Source organism: Xanthobacter sp. NM-25 (assembly GCF_022138605.1).
Lineage (GTDB): Bacteria > Pseudomonadota > Alphaproteobacteria > Rhizobiales > Xanthobacteraceae > Xanthobacter.
In genome coordinates, this window is record NZ_JACBFS010000001.1 from 949,389 (window position 1) to 963,344 (window position 13,956).

Annotated in this window: 15 protein-coding genes; 13 read left to right on the plus strand and 2 right to left on the minus strand. The window is 68.2% G+C overall.

All coding sequences use genetic code 11. The features are described from left to right. The first annotated feature begins 25 nt into the window (after positions 1–25). From MEU52_RS04330 to MEU52_RS04355, 6 genes are all read left to right on the plus strand, one after another. A complete protein-coding gene (locus MEU52_RS04330) occupies positions 26–667 on the plus strand; it encodes a F0F1 ATP synthase subunit B (RefSeq protein WP_238120290.1) in 642 nt (213 codons plus the stop codon). A 145-nt stretch (positions 668–812) separates the two neighbouring features. Next, the gene (locus MEU52_RS04335; RefSeq protein ID WP_238119835.1) at positions 813–1,304 is read left to right on the plus strand and encodes a F0F1 ATP synthase subunit B family protein; all 492 of its coding nucleotides are present in this window, start codon (positions 813–815) and stop codon (positions 1,302–1,304) included. Positions 1,305–1,806: 502 nt separating this feature from the next. After that, positions 1,807–3,009, plus strand: coding sequence for an SGNH/GDSL hydrolase family protein (locus tag MEU52_RS04340; protein WP_238119834.1), 1,203 nt, complete (start codon positions 1,807–1,809; stop codon positions 3,007–3,009). 126 nt (positions 3,010–3,135) lie between these two features. Then, entirely contained in the window at positions 3,136–4,014 is an 879-nt protein-coding gene (locus MEU52_RS04345) for an HpcH/HpaI aldolase/citrate lyase family protein (RefSeq protein ID WP_238119833.1), read from the plus strand. A 4-nt stretch (positions 4,015–4,018) separates the two neighbouring features. Next, positions 4,019–4,729: a DJ-1/PfpI family protein gene (locus MEU52_RS04350; protein ID WP_238119832.1), complete on the plus strand. Its 711-nt coding sequence runs from the start codon at positions 4,019–4,021 to the stop codon at positions 4,727–4,729. 109 nt (positions 4,730–4,838) lie between these two features. Continuing rightward, positions 4,839–5,042 (plus strand): DUF1737 domain-containing protein, encoded by a 204-nt coding sequence (locus tag MEU52_RS04355; RefSeq protein WP_238119831.1) that lies wholly within the window; start codon positions 4,839–4,841, stop codon positions 5,040–5,042. A 9-nt stretch (positions 5,043–5,051) separates the two neighbouring features. On the opposite strand, the gene MEU52_RS04360 is transcribed toward MEU52_RS04355, so the two are convergent. After that, entirely contained in the window at positions 5,052–5,951 is a 900-nt protein-coding gene (locus MEU52_RS04360; RefSeq protein ID WP_238119830.1) for a cation diffusion facilitator family transporter, read from the minus strand. A 180-nt stretch (positions 5,952–6,131) separates the two neighbouring features. Between MEU52_RS04360 and MEU52_RS04365 the strand changes: the two genes are divergently transcribed. Then, on the plus strand, positions 6,132–7,181 hold the full coding sequence (locus MEU52_RS04365; RefSeq protein WP_238119829.1) for a MaoC family dehydratase: 1,050 nt from the start codon (positions 6,132–6,134) through the stop codon (positions 7,179–7,181). On the opposite strand, the gene MEU52_RS04370 is transcribed toward MEU52_RS04365, so the two are convergent. Next, entirely contained in the window at positions 7,157–8,278 is a 1,122-nt protein-coding gene (locus tag MEU52_RS04370; RefSeq protein ID WP_238119828.1) for an alpha/beta hydrolase family esterase, read from the minus strand. The genes MEU52_RS04365 and MEU52_RS04370 overlap by 25 nt on opposite strands. A 321-nt stretch (positions 8,279–8,599) precedes the next feature. On the opposite strand from MEU52_RS04370, the gene MEU52_RS04375 reads away from it, so the two are divergent. From MEU52_RS04375 to MEU52_RS04400, 6 genes are all read left to right on the plus strand, one after another. Next, positions 8,600–9,289 (plus strand): OmpW/AlkL family protein, encoded by a 690-nt coding sequence (locus tag MEU52_RS04375; protein WP_238119827.1) that lies wholly within the window; start codon positions 8,600–8,602, stop codon positions 9,287–9,289. Positions 9,290–9,599: 310 nt separating this feature from the next. Beyond that, positions 9,600–10,001 (plus strand): succinate dehydrogenase, cytochrome b556 subunit, encoded by a 402-nt coding sequence (sdhC, locus tag MEU52_RS04380; protein ID WP_238119826.1) that lies wholly within the window; start codon positions 9,600–9,602, stop codon positions 9,999–10,001. 10 nt (positions 10,002–10,011) lie between these two features. Further along, complete coding sequence (gene sdhD / locus MEU52_RS04385; protein WP_238119825.1) at positions 10,012–10,410, plus strand: succinate dehydrogenase, hydrophobic membrane anchor protein; 399 nt, start codon at positions 10,012–10,014, stop codon at positions 10,408–10,410. 3 nt (positions 10,411–10,413) lie between these two features. Then, the gene (sdhA, locus tag MEU52_RS04390) at positions 10,414–12,249 is read left to right on the plus strand and encodes a succinate dehydrogenase flavoprotein subunit (protein WP_238119824.1); all 1,836 of its coding nucleotides are present in this window, start codon (positions 10,414–10,416) and stop codon (positions 12,247–12,249) included. Positions 12,250–12,342: 93 nt separating this feature from the next. Then, a complete protein-coding gene (locus MEU52_RS04395) occupies positions 12,343–13,128 on the plus strand; it encodes a succinate dehydrogenase iron-sulfur subunit (protein ID WP_238119823.1) in 786 nt (261 codons plus the stop codon). A 207-nt stretch (positions 13,129–13,335) separates the two neighbouring features. Next, a complete protein-coding gene (locus tag MEU52_RS04400) occupies positions 13,336–13,581 on the plus strand; it encodes a hypothetical protein (protein ID WP_238119822.1) in 246 nt (81 codons plus the stop codon). The last annotated feature ends 375 nt before the right edge of the window (positions 13,582–13,956 follow it).

A 13,956-nucleotide genomic window follows, 5' to 3' on the forward strand; every position in this document is an offset into this window, starting at 1 on the left:
GTTGGCGGTGACGGGCGTGTGCCTCCTGGCTGCGCCGCTCGCCGTCGCACCGAAAGCCGCATATGCCGAGCCGGTCCGTGTGGCCGAGGCGGCGCCCGCGCAAACTGCCCCCGGCGGCCATGCCGTCGCCGGTGGCCACGAGAATGTGGTGGACGAGCATGCGGTGACGTTTCCGCCGTTCGACGCCACCACCTTCCCCTCCCAGCTTTTGTGGCTGGCCATCTCCTTCGGCCTGCTCTACCTGCTGATGAGCCGCGTGGCGCTGCCGCGCATCGGCCGCATCCTGGAAGAGCGCCACGACCGCATCGCCGACGACCTCGAGGAAGCGGTGAAGCACCGCACCGAGAGCGAAGCCGCCCAGGCCGCCTATGAAAAGGCGCTCAACGAGGCACGCACCAAGGCCAATACCATCGCCGGCGAAACCCGCGACCGGTTGGCCGCCGATTCCGACACCAACCGCAAGTCGCTCGAGGCGGATCTCGCCGCGAAGCTGACCGCCGCCGAGCAGCGCATCGCCAGCACCAAGAGCGATGCCATGAGCCACGTGCGCGGCATTGCGGTGGATACCACGCAGGCGATCGTCAACACGCTCATCGGCTCCACCCCGGCCTCCGCCGACGTGGAGCGCGCGGTGGACGCGGCGCTGACCGCCAAGGATGCCGCCTGAGCGCAGCGTCCGCCCACACCGCCGATGGTTCGGCGGCCCTGTTCAGCCCCCGGGCGCCGCGCGCAGCGCCCACCGGGATGACCCATAGATTGCCTCCCGCCTCGCCACCCGGGGCCGGCGGGCCGACGGATCTGAGGACCGTGTCATGAGCGAGATGGAACTGGCGGAACTCTGGGTCGCCATCGCCTTCCTGGTATTCGTGGGCATTCTGCTCTACGCCGGCGCCCATCGCGCCATCACCTCCGCCCTCGACAAGCGCGGCTCGCGCATCGCCGCCGAGCTGGAAGAGGCGCGCCGGCTGAAGGAAGAGGCGCAGAAGCTGGTCGCCGAATTCAAGCGCAAACAGCGCGAGGCCGAGGCGGAAGCCGAATCCATCGTCACCGCGGCCAAGGCCGAGGCCGAGCGGCTGGCCGCCGAAGCCAAGACCAAGATGGAAGATTTCGTCGCCCGCCGCACCAAGATGGCGGAAGAGAAGATCGCCCAGGCTGAGAAGCAGGCCATCGACGACGTCAAGGCGATTGCCGCCGACGCCGCCGCCCGCGCCGCGGAAGGCCTGCTCGGCGCCGCCGCTGTCGGCAGCGTGGCTGACCGGCTGATCACCGGCGCCATTTCGGAAGTGAAGTCCAAGCTCAACTGAGCCGGACGGACGCCCATCAAAGCCGCCCGGGAGGGCGGCTTTTTTTGCGCCTGAACGGCCGGCTCCTCCTCCACTACGCCGGCTGCTCCGGAGCGTCCGCCCTATCGGCCCACCCCTGCGCGTGTGTCGGCTCCCGCCACATAGCGCCAGCAGCGGTCCAAGACGGAGGCATTGACTGCGGAGCCGGCACCTCGCCGCGCCGTTGCCCCGTTGGAGCGGATGCGCGGCCCGCGCCGCGACGGCCGGTGGCCCCGCCCCTCGCGCCGCTCACGCAGCGGCTTGCCCGCCCGATGAACAGTGGGAGCGCTCACGGACACGGCATCCGTCCCACGGTCCGCGCGCTCGCAGGCCCCCCTCGGCTGAGAGCCGCACGGCATCCCGCCGCCGGCAGCGCCAATCGGCGCCAGCGCGGAAGCGTGCACCGGCGATGGTGACGGCGGGGAGACACGGCCCCCCGCGGCGGGGCCTTGAAATCCGGGGCAGGCCAGCGCAATGCTGGCGCATGATCTCGGCTCCCGCCATCTTTCGCTCCCTCGCGTGCATCGGCCATAGCGCCAAGCGGAGGGTCGCGGCCGGGCTGCTGCTCGCGGCCGTGGCCCTGGGCCTGCCCGGTGCGGGGCCAGCGGCGGCGCAGGACGATTTCTTCTTCTTCCTGCGCCCGCCCGCCTCGGTTCCCCAGGCCCCCAGGGAGCGGAACAACGGCTGGTGGCCGGGCAATATCTTCCAGCCCGCGCAGCCCCGGCGCGCAGCTTCGCCGCCGGCCGCCCCGGCCCCGCCCGTCGCCCGCAAGCCCGCCGAACCGGAAGGCACGGTCTACCCCAGTGCCGAGGCGGCGAGCCGGGGACGGCGTCAGCCGCCGTCGCAATTCGTGCTGGTGCTCGGCGATCGCATGGCCGGGCAACTGGCCCAGGGCCTGGCGGACGCCTATCTGCCCGAGCGGGACCGTGTCGCCATCGTCGAATACACCGTGGACGACAGTGGGTTCCTGGCCCCGCCGGTGGATTGGATCAGTAAGGCGCCCGGCGCCATCGCCTCCGGGCGACCGAATGTGACCGTGCTCGGCCTCGGCGCCGAGGACCTGAAGCCCATCACCGAGAACGGCCTCGTGCTGGAGCCGCTGACCGACCGCTGGACCGAGGCCTACAGCCGGCGCGTGGACGACGTGCTTGCCGCACTGCGGGAGAAGGCGGGCCGGGTGATCGTGGTGGGCCTCGCGCCGGTCTCGAACACCGGCGTTTCGGAAGCCTATGCCCGTCTCAACGAGATCCTGCGCGCCCGCGCGGCGCGCGCCGGACTGCCATTCGTGAATGTCTGGGATGGCTTCGTGGATGAGGACGGCAAGTATCTGGCCACCGGGCCGGCGGTGGACGGCCAACGCCGCCGCCTGCGCTACAATGACGGCATCCGCTTTACGCGGGCCGGCGGGCGCAAGCTGGCGTTCTTCGTGGAGAAGGACCTGAACCGCCTGCTGGAGGACCCCGCCAAGCCCAGCACCTCGGTGGAGGGCGCGCGTGCCCCCCTCACCCTGATCGGCGGGCCGGTCCGCGACAAGGACCTGAAGCCGGAACCGGCGAGCCTCTCCGCCGACCCCGCGCGGGCCGCCACCGAGGCGCTGCGGCAAGGCGTGCCGCCCCCGGCCCTGCGCGGCCGCACCGATGACTTTTCCTGGCCGCCCCCCGGCCTGGAGGCGCCGGCCGCCAATTGACGTCCGCGCGGCGAGACACTCCGCCGCGTGGCGGTGCGCCGACCGCCTCCCCCTCCGCCCACAGTCGCGCTTCCCGCGACGGCGCCGACGCCTTAAGTTCCGCTCGGGACATTAGGGGAGTTTTCCATGAGCATTCGCCCGCGCCGCAGCGTTCTCTACATGCCGGGTTCCAACGCCCGCGCCCTCGAGAAGGCGCGGACCCTGCCGGCCGACGGCGTGATTCTCGACCTGGAGGACGCGGTGGCGCCCGACGCCAAGGTGGAAGCGCGCGGCCGCATCGTGGAGACGGTGAAGGCCGGCGGCTTCGGCCCCCGCGAGGTGGTCATCCGCATCAACGGCCTCGACACCCCCTGGGGCTCCGATGATCTGGATGCCGCCGCCAGCGCCGCGCCCGATGCCATTCTGCTGCCGAAGGTGCAGAGCGTGGAGCAGCTGGTGACCGTGGGCCGCCGGCTGGAGGCGCTGGGTGTTTCGCCGGCCACCCGGGTGTGGGCGATGATCGAAACGCCGCTCGCCATCCTCGACATCAAGGCCATCGCCGCCGCGGCCAAGGACCCGGTCACCCGCCTTTCGGTGTTCGTGCTGGGCACCAACGACCTGGCCAAGGAAACCCGCGCGGCGCTGCTGCCCGGCCGCGCGCCCATGGTGGCCTGGCTGACCCTGGTGGTGGCCGCCGCCCGCGCCTATGGCGTGGAGGTGCTCGATGGCGTGTGGAACGCCTATCAGGACACCGAGGGTTTCGACGCGGAATGCCTGCAGGGCGCGCAGTTCGGCATGGATGGCAAGACCCTCATTCATCCGAGCCAGATCGAGCCGTGCAACCGCGCCTTCTCTCCGCCGGAGGCGGAGGTGGCCCGCGCCCGCGCCATCATCGCCGCCTTCGCGCTGCCGGAGAATGCCGGCAAGGGCGTCATCACCCTCGACGGACGGATGGTGGAGCTGCTGCACGCGGACATGGCCAAGCGCACCGTCGCCGTGGCCGACGCCATCGCCGCCCGGGGCTGATGCCATGACGCTGCGTGTGGTCATGCTGCTCTATCCGGGCCTGACCCAGCTCGATCTCACCGGCCCCTTCGAGGTGCTCTCGCGGCTGCCGGATGTCCAGATCGAGCTTGCCTGGAAGAAGTGGCGCAAGCCGGTGGAGGATGCCTCCGGCCTCAAGATCATGCCCACCGCCGCGTTCGGCGGGCTCGCCGGTTGCGATCTTCTGTTCGTGCCCGGCGGCCCCGGCCAGCTCGACCTGATGGAGGATGTGGAGACGATCGACTTCCTGCGTCGCATGGCGCAGGAGGCCCGCCTCATCACCTCGGTGTGCACCGGCTCGCTGCTGCTGGGCACGGCCGGCCTGCTGAAGGGCTACCGCGCCACCTGCCACTGGCTCTCCCTGCCGCAGCTGGCCCTGCTGGGCGCCGTGCCGGTGGCGGAACGGGTGGTGGTGGACCGCAATCGCATCACTGGCGCGGGAGTCACCTCCGGCATCGATTTCGGTCTTGCCCTGGCGGGGCAGCTCGCCGGAGAGGACGAGGCCCGGCGCATCGCCCTGGCGCTCGAATACGATCCCGATCCACCCTTTCCGCCCGCCACCACCGATGCGCGCCTGGTGGACGAGGTGCGCGCGCGCACGGCCCCGTTCCAGGCGCGCCGCATTGCCGCCGCCCGCGCCGCCGGCGCCCGGCTCGGCATCACGCCGCCGGATGGGGACGCCGCCACCCCCGCGTGACGAGGCGGGGCGGCGCGCCTGCGCCATGCCCAGCGGCGGGGAAATACTCTATGGTTGGGTGGCCAGGCGCCCACGGGGCGCGCCATCGAAACGCTGAGCCCGCTCGTCCATGAAGCTCTATCGCTACCTCACCGGTCCCGACGACACCTCGTTCTGCAACCGCGTCACCGCGGCCCTCAACAAGGGCTGGCAGCTGCATGGCGCCCCCACCCTCACCTTCGACCCCGTCAAGGGCCGGGTCATCTGCGGGCAGGCATTGGTCAAGGACGTGCCGGGCGAGTGGAGCGAGGATGTGAAGCTGTCCGACTATTGAGCCGGGCGATCACACCGCGGCACCGGTGCCGGGAATGAGCACCACCGCCACCTCCACATCGTCGCCGGCCGCCGCGAACTCCTTGCGCACCGCCTCCACCAGCTCGGCGACGACGCCGCGGGTGTGGGCCATGGTCCAGCCATCCTCGAAGCCGAGGTGCAGTTCCACGAACATCTTGCCCCCGAACTGTCGGGTGCGGATCTCGCCCAGCTCGGCGAAATCGTCGAAATGGGAGGTGAGCACCCGCAGGATGCGCAGCTGGCCGGCCTCGTCGATCGCCTGATCGAGCAGGGAGGCGACGGAATTCGAGAGCATGGCCAGGATGTTGTAGATCATGAAGCCGATCACCACGAACGACGCCATGGGATCGAGATAGAAGATCCAATAGACATCGTTGAAAATCGAGGTGACGACGGTAACGATGAACACCGCGCCCGAGGAAATGGCCGAGACCAGATGCACCCGCGCCTGCGCCGCCAGCACCGGCGAGCGGGTCTCCGCCGCCAGCCGCAGCGCCTTGCGATTGAGGATGACGTTGCCGATCACCGCCGCGGCGGTGACGAACAGGCCCAGTTCCGCCCCGCTCACGCCCTCGGGCTGAATGATGCGGGAAATGGCCCGCGTGCCGGCGATGATGACCAGCACGCTCTGCAGCACGGCGATCATCAGCTCGGCCAGGTTTTCGAGCTTGCCCAGGCCATAGGCGTATTTGCCGGTGTTCGCCCCGTGGGCCAGCCGCAGCACCAGCCAGCAGGCGGTCAGCGCCGTCAGATCGAACGACGTGGCCAGAAGGTCGGTGAGGATCGCCGCCGAATTGGTGAGCGTCGCGGCCAGGATGTAGAATGGAAACAGGCAGGCCGTGAAGACCATGGCCTGAAACGAGAGCTTCTGGCTTTCCGACTGGGACACCGCATTTCCCCCCATTGCCCGCGTGCCATGAGCACCGGCCGACGCCGTGACGTCAAGCATCCTCAGCGGGTATTGCCGCAGCGCGAAAAGCCTTGGGATACCCGCATTGCTGGTTGGCGCGCCCGGTTGCCAGCCGCGCGCTCCCTCTGCCAACATGCGACACCACCGTGGGGGAGAGCGATGAGCAAGACCAACAAGGGCAATTTCTTCGAGGATTTCACCATCGGCCAGGTGATCCGCCACGCCACGCCGCGCACGGTGACGGTGGGTGATGCGAGCCTCTACAGCGCCCTTTACGGCACCCGCTTCGCGGTTCAGTCCGCCGACAGCTTCGCCCAGGCCCTCGGCTATCCCCGCGCCCCCATCGACGATCTGCTCACCTTCCATGTGGTGTTCGGCAAGACCGTGCCCGACATCTCACTGAACGCCGTGGCCAACCTCGGCTATGCGGGCGGGCGCTTCCTCGCTCCCGTGTTCCCCGGCGATTCGCTCACCGCCGTTTCCGAGGTGATCGGCCTCAAGGAGAATTCCAACGGCCAGAGCGGCGTCGTCTATGTGCGCTCCACGGGCTTCAACCAGGACGGCGTGGAAGTGCTGGACTATGTGCGCTGGGTGATGGTGCGCAAGGCCGACCCCGCGGCCCCCGCGCCGGAAGCCGTGGTGCCCAAGCTGCCCGCCGCCCTCGCCCCGGACTCCCTCGGCAGTGCCGTGCCGGTGCTGGACCTGGAGGGCTGGCGCGATGATCTGTCCGGCTCCTCCGCCCGGTTCGGGGATTATGAGGTGGGCGAGCGCATCGACCACGTGGACGGCATGACCGTGGAAGAGGCCGAGCACATGCTCGCCACCCGCCTCTACCAGAACACGGCCAAGGTGCATTTCAACCAGTTCACCGAGGGCCAGGGCCGTTTCGGCCGCCGGCTCATCTACGGCGGGCATGTAATCTCGCTGGCGCGGGCTCTGTCGTTCAACGGCCTCGCCAACGCGTTCCATGTGGCCGCCATCAATGGCGGACGCCATGTGGCGCCGCTGTTCGCCGGCCTCACCGTGTTCGCCTGGAGCGAGATCCTCGATGCTCAGCCCCTGCCCGGCCGCGACGATGTTGGCGCGCTCCGCGTCCGCACCATCGCCACCAAGGACCGCCCGACCGGCGACTTCCCCTACAAGGACGGCGAGACTTATGATCCCAGCGTCATTCTCGACCTCGATTACTGGGTGCTGATTCCCCGCTGACTCCACGGCCCGCCCTCGCGCTCGAGGGAGGAGCGCTGCCCGGCGGGCGGCGCTGATCGCGCCCGCAGCGGCGAGGGGACCGGCAGCGGCACCACCCCCCGACCCGAGAGGACACCGTTCGTCTGGGCCGGAAGCTGGCCGCCCATCGGGCCGGCGGCCGGGGCGACGCCCGCCGGCCCGGACAGGACCGGCGCGGCGAGGGTAAAGGCGGACATGAACGCCCACACTTCCTCGCCCGCGTCGATGTCATGGTTGCGCAGCCCCAGGAACGGGGTGGCGAGATCCGGCTTGGTCTCCACCCGGGCCGGGGACTGGTGGCCGCCGCGCTCGACGCTGAGCAGCCGCACCACGCTGCCATCGCGGCAACTGTCCCAGCTCCGCTCGGTCACGGAGGTGCCGTCGAGAGGATCAAGATCGGGCAGATTGCGGGTCGATGCCGGGCCACAGTCATTGAGCCGGGCGAACAGCGCGGCGCTGTCGGGCGCCGAAAGGGTGGCGCCCATGGGGGTCCAGAAGCCGCTGTAGGCGATGACCGCATCGGCCGTGCCGTGGATGAAGAGAATCGGCACCGCCCGGCTCGGCCGGCACTCTTCCCGCGCATTGGCCGGCGCCGTGGCCATGATGACGGAGAAGGCGGCGAACAGCTGCGCCTGCTCGCAGGCCATGCGCTCCACCATGAAGCCGCCGTTGGAAATGCCGGTGAGATAGATTCGCGCGGGATCTGCGATGCCCTCGGCCACCAGCCGGTGCACCAGCGCCACCAGGAACGCCACGTCATCGCCGGGGCGCAGCACTGCCTTCAGCCGCATGGCCGCCGGCCGGCTGTCGTTCCACACGCGCCCCTCCCCCTGCGGGTAGACGGCGACGAAGCCGTGGGCCGCGGCGGCGGCATCGAGACCGAAATAATCCCGGAAGCCTTGGGCGCTCTGCGCCGCGCCATGCAGCGCGATCACCACCGGCAACGGCCCGCTGCTCCCCTCCGGCCGCAGCAGCAGATAGGTCCGCGCCTCGCCCCCCGCCATCAGGCGGCCCCGGGTGAGTTCCAGCGCCTGCGCGCCACTTGTCCCCAAGGCCATCAGCCAAAGGGCGAACACCATGTGGCTTGCACGCCACAATCGGCAAGAAAGGTGCTGCGCACCGCGCCGACTGCTCCCTCGAATGTCAACTCCGGCGCCCGTCAAACCCACCTTCATATCGTTCTAATGTCCTTGATCTGACGGGAAAAATGCGGCGTCCGCCCGCATCGAACGACCATCGTTAGCCTGTGCTGCAGAATAAGGCGGGGCGACGGCAGCGCTGTGGCACGCACGCCACAGATCGGGCATGATCCGATTAACGCTTGATTCAGATCAAACGCATTCCTCCGCGGCGGGCCGATGTCTTGCCGCAGACACATCACAGGTTCGGGAGTTCGGGGCATGAAGAAGTTCGGTTTGGGCGTGGCGCTGGCGGCGGGGCTTGGCGCACTGGTGGCCGGTGAAGCGGTCGCGGCCGACCTCTCCGAGAGCTACAAGGCGGCCTACAAGGCGCCGGTGGAAGCTCCCCTCAGCCCCTGGATGATCCGTGTGCGCGCCCTCGGCGTGCTGCCCACCGATGGCGGCTCGGTGAACGGCATCATGGGTTCGGACCTCAACTATTCGAACTCGATCACGCCCGAACTCGACATCTCCTACTTCTTCACGGAGAATTTCGCGGCCGAGCTCATCCTGGGCACCACCAAGTCCAACGTCTATGGCGCGGGCACCATCAACGGCCTCGGCAAGATCGGCTCCACCTGGATCCTGCCCCCCACGCTGACCCTGCAGTATCACTTCACCAACTTCGGCGCCTTCAAGCCGTATATCGGCGCCGGTGTGAACTACACCATCTTCTACAGCCAGAGCGCGGACCTGCCGACCACCGACCTTTCGGTGAAGAACGCCTGGGGCTTCGCCCTGCAGGCCGGCTTCGACTACATGTTCGACCGCCACTGGGGTATCAACGTCGACGTGAAGAAGATCTTCCTCGAGCCGTCCTTCGATGCCACCGTGTCGGGCGTCGGCGCGGTCAGCGGCTCGGCCGACCTCAATCCCTGGCTGATCGGCGCCGGTGTCACCTACCGCTTCTGATCCCATCTGCCTTTCATGATGCGCGCGGCGCCGACCCCTGGTCGGCGCCGTTCGTTTTTGTGCGTCCGGCCGTGCCACCCAACAAGATGACGCTGCGTCATGCAAAAAAAGCGGCGAGCGGCCATGATGCTGCGCACCATTCCCCCGCGGCCGGCAGTAGAGTGGAATCAAGCCCTAAGGGCCCATGCGACCTAGTGTGAATTGCCGAACATCGGTGCCTGGCGCATTAAACCGACGCTTTTCCGCTTTGGAATCGTTGCGAACAGGCCACGATTGGGATACCTGATCGGTCAATTTTTGGAGGAGGCCCATGGCCGATAGTCCTTCGCGCGTCGCGCGCCCCCTTTCGCCTCACCTGCAGATCTACCGCCCCCTGTTCACGATGATGATGTCCATCGTGCACCGCATCACGGGCATCGGGCTGTATTTCGGCATGGTGCTTTTCGTGTGGTGGCTGCTGGCCGCCGCCTCCACGGCATCCGCCTATGCCACCTTCAGCTGGCTGGCCGGCTCGTTCATCGGCATGCTGGTGCTGTTCGGCCTGACCTGGGCCCTGCTGCATCACGCCCTGGGCGGCATCCGCCATTTTCTCTGGGATTTCATCCACGGCTTCGGGCCCAATGAGCGCGTGCTGCTCGCCAAGGCGACGCTGGCCGGCTCCGTGGTGCTCACCATCGTGCTGTGGGCCATCGGCCTCGCGCTGAAGGCCTGAGGACACTGCCATGAGCGATTCCACTCACACCCCCATGCGCACTCCCCTGGGCCGCGTGCGCGGCCTCGGCGCCTCCCGGTCCGGCACCGAGCATTTCTTTCTGCAGCGGGTCACGGCCCTCGCCAACCTGCTGCTGATGATCGCCTTCATCTGCATCGTCATCCGCCTCGCCGGCGCCGGCTACGCGGAAGCCCGCGCGGTGCTCGGACAGCCGCTGGTGGCGATCATCATTCTCCTCACCCTGCTCTCGGTGTGTACCCACATGCGCCTCGGCATGCAGGTGGTCATCGAGGACTACGTGCACACCGAAGGCCTGAAGGTGCTGCTGATCATCGGCAACACCTTCTTCACGACCGCGATCGCTCTCGCCGGCGCCTTCGCCGTGCTCAAGATCAGCCTGGGAGGCTGACACATGGCCGATACCGCAACCAACGGAGCCGCCGCGCCCTCGAAGCTGGGCGCCGCCTATCCGATCGAAGACCACACCTATGACGTGCTGGTGGTGGGCGCCGGTGGCGCCGGCCTGCGGGCCGTGGTGGGCTGTTCCGAAGCCGGCCTGCGCACCGCCTGCATCACCAAGGTGTTCCCCACCCGCTCCCACACCGTCGCCGCCCAGGGTGGCGTCGCCGCGTCCCTCGGCAACATGGGCGAGGACAAGTGGGAATGGCACATGTACGACACCGTCAAGGGGTCGGACTGGCTGGGCGACCAGGACGCCATCGAGTACCTCGTGCGCAACGCGCCGGCCGCCGTCTACGAGCTGGAGCATTGGGGCGTGCCCTTCTCCCGCACCGAGGACGGCAAGATCTACCAGCGCCCGTTCGGCGGCATGACCACCCATTTCGGCCAGGGCACCGCCCAGCGCACCTGCGCCGCCGCCGACCGTACCGGCCATGCCATGCTGCACACGCTCTATGGCGCGGCACTGAAGCACAAGGCGGAGTTCTTCGTCGAATACTTCGCCATCGACCTCATCATGGATGAGGATGGCAAGTGCCGCGGCGTGGTGGCCCTCAAGCTGGACGACGGCACCCTGCACCGCTTCCGCGCGCACCTCACCGTGCTCGCCACCGGCGGCTATGGCCGCGCCTATTTCTCTGCGACCTCGGCCCATACCTGCACCGGCGACGGCGGCGGCATGGTGCTGCGCGCCGGCCTGCCCCTGCAGGACATGGAATTCGTGCAGTTCCACCCCACCGGCATCTATGGCTCGGGCTGCCTCATCACCGAGGGCGCCCGCGGCGAAGGCGGCTACCTGACCAACTCCGAAGGCGAGCGCTTCATGGAGCGCTATGCCCCCTCGGCCAAGGACCTTGCCTCCCGCGACGTGGTCTCGCGCTCCATCACCATGGAGATCCGCGAAGGCCGGGGCGTGGGCAAGAACAAGGACCACGCCTTCCTGCACCTCGACCATCTCGACCCCGCCATCCTCCACGAGCGCCTGCCCGGCATCTCGGAGAGCGCGAAGATCTTCGCCGGCGTGGACGTGACCCGCGAGCCGATCCCGATCATCCCGACCGTGCACTACAACATGGGCGGCATCCCCACGAACTATTACGGTGAGGTGCTGGACAAGCGCGGCGGCGATCCGGACAAGGTGGTGCCCGGCCTTATGGCCATCGGCGAAGCGGCCTGCGTGTCGGTGCACGGCGCCAACCGTCTCGGCTCCAACTCGCTGATCGACCTCGTGGTGTTCGGCCGCGCCGCCGGCCTGCGCGCCGCCGAGCTGGTGAAGCCCGGTGAGAAGCATACCCCCCTGCCGGCGGACAGCGCCGAGCTCGCCCTGTCGCGGCTCGACAAGTTCCGTTACGCCAAGGGCGGCACCCCCACCGCCGAGCTGCGCCTCAGCATGCAGAAGGTGATGCAGAACAATTGCGCCGTGTTCCGCACCGGCGAGGTTCTGGAAGAAGGCAAGACCCTCATCCACGAGGTGTTCGACCACGCGAGCGACATCGGCGTGACCGACCGCGGCCTGGTGTGGAACTCCGATCTCATGGAGACCATGGAGTTCGACAACCTCATCGGCCAGGCGGTGGTCACCATGGAAAGCGCGGCCAACCGCAAGGAAAGCCGTGGCGCCCACGCCCGCGAGGACTTCCCGGATCGCGACGACGTGAACTGGATGAAGCACACCCTCGCCTATCTGGACACCAAGACCGGCGCGGTGCGGCTCGACGATCGTCCCGTGCACACCTACACGCTGTCCAGCGACATCCAGTACATCGAGCCCAAGAAGCGCGTGTACTGATCCATTTCTCGACCGCGCGCCCCGGCATCGGAGCGCGCGGCCATGGCCAGAATTCCTGCGGGCGGCTCCCGCTCCAGCGATCCAGGACCTCCCATGGTTGAGCTCACCCTTCCCAAGAATTCCCAGATGACGCCGGGCAAGGTGTGGCCGAAGCCCGCCAATGCCAAGAAGGTGACCGAGTTCCGCATCTATCGCTGGAACCCGGACGATGGGCGCAACCCGCGCATCGACACCTATTATGTGGACCGCGACGATTGCGGCCCCATGGTTCTCGATGGCCTCATCTACATCAAGAACAAGATCGACCCGACCCTGACCTTCCGGCGCTCCTGCCGTGAAGGCGTGTGCGGTTCGTGCGCCATGAACATCGGCGGCACCAACACCCTGGCCTGCACCAAGGGCATGGACGAGGTGCTGGTGAAGGGCATCATCAACGTCTACCCGCTGCCGCATATGCCGGTGGTGAAGGACCTTGTGCCCGACCTCACCCGTTTCTATGCGCAGCACGCCTCCATCGAGCCCTGGCTGCAGACCGACAGCGCCGCCCCCGAGAAGGAGTGGCGCCAGTCGAAGGATGACCGCGAGAAGCTTGACGGCCTCTATGAGTGCATCCTGTGCGCCTGCTGCTCCACCTCCTGCCCCAGCTATTGGTGGAATGGCGACCGTTATCTCGGCCCGGCGGCCCTGCTGCAGGCCACCCGGTGGTTGAAGGACAGCCGCGACGAGCGCACCGGCGCCCGGCTCGACAATCTGGAAGATCCCTTCCGGCTCTATCGCTGCCACACCATCATGAACTGCGCTCAGGCGTGCCCGAAGAGCCTGAACCCGGCCAAGGCCATCGCCGAAGTGAAGAAGATGATGGTGGAACGCCGCATCTGAGCGCGCAGGCCAGTACAGAATTTCAAGGCGCGGACCCCGGTCCGCGCCTTTTGTTTTTCGCGTCCCGCTCCCACCGCAGCCGGGCGGTGCTGCGCGCGGGCGTTGTGGCGCCGCAGCTGACAGCTTGCGGAATTCCCGGCGCATGGTAAAAAGGACGGTAACGGTTCTTCCGCTGGGGGATGCTTCCGGCCGCACAGGGGAAGTGCGATGTTTCGTCGTCTCATCATTTTCGCCGTGGCCATCGCCGCCCTGGTGCCGCTGCTGCTGAAATATCCGGAAGGCAGCTTTGAGTTGGCGGCCGGCATGCTGCTGATCTTCAGCACCGCCAGCACGCTGATCTTCTTCGCTTTCGCCATCACCGCCCTGGTCATCGGCTTCGATCACGCCAGCCGCCGCCAGGTGGCCCAAGCGGAGCCGGCCCATCGCTCGCTCGGCGATCAGTTCGTCGCCTGAGGCTGTCGCCGCAGCGCACTTGTCCGCCGCGGGCGACGTGATCGGGTCAAGCGGCGGAATGCTGTGCCGGTGACTGCACGGGCGTCGCTCACGCGAGGCGCCGACGTGCAGTGTGATGGCTTTCGCTGCCACGACAGCCGTGTCGTCTCCCTGCCCTGAATTCTCCCTGCTGCGAGTTCTCCCGGCCGTGAATTCTCGTGGCGGGGTCTATGGCGCCGACCGCCTGTCCAACACACGCAACTTCCCCGGCATCCCGCAGCACCGGCACAGCCGGTCCCACTGGCCGGCCACACCGGCTGACGCCGGCCTTCGGGTAGGCAGTCTCGGCATCCTTCGGGGCGCCCACAGCGAAAGACGCTGCAGCGCCAGAATGGG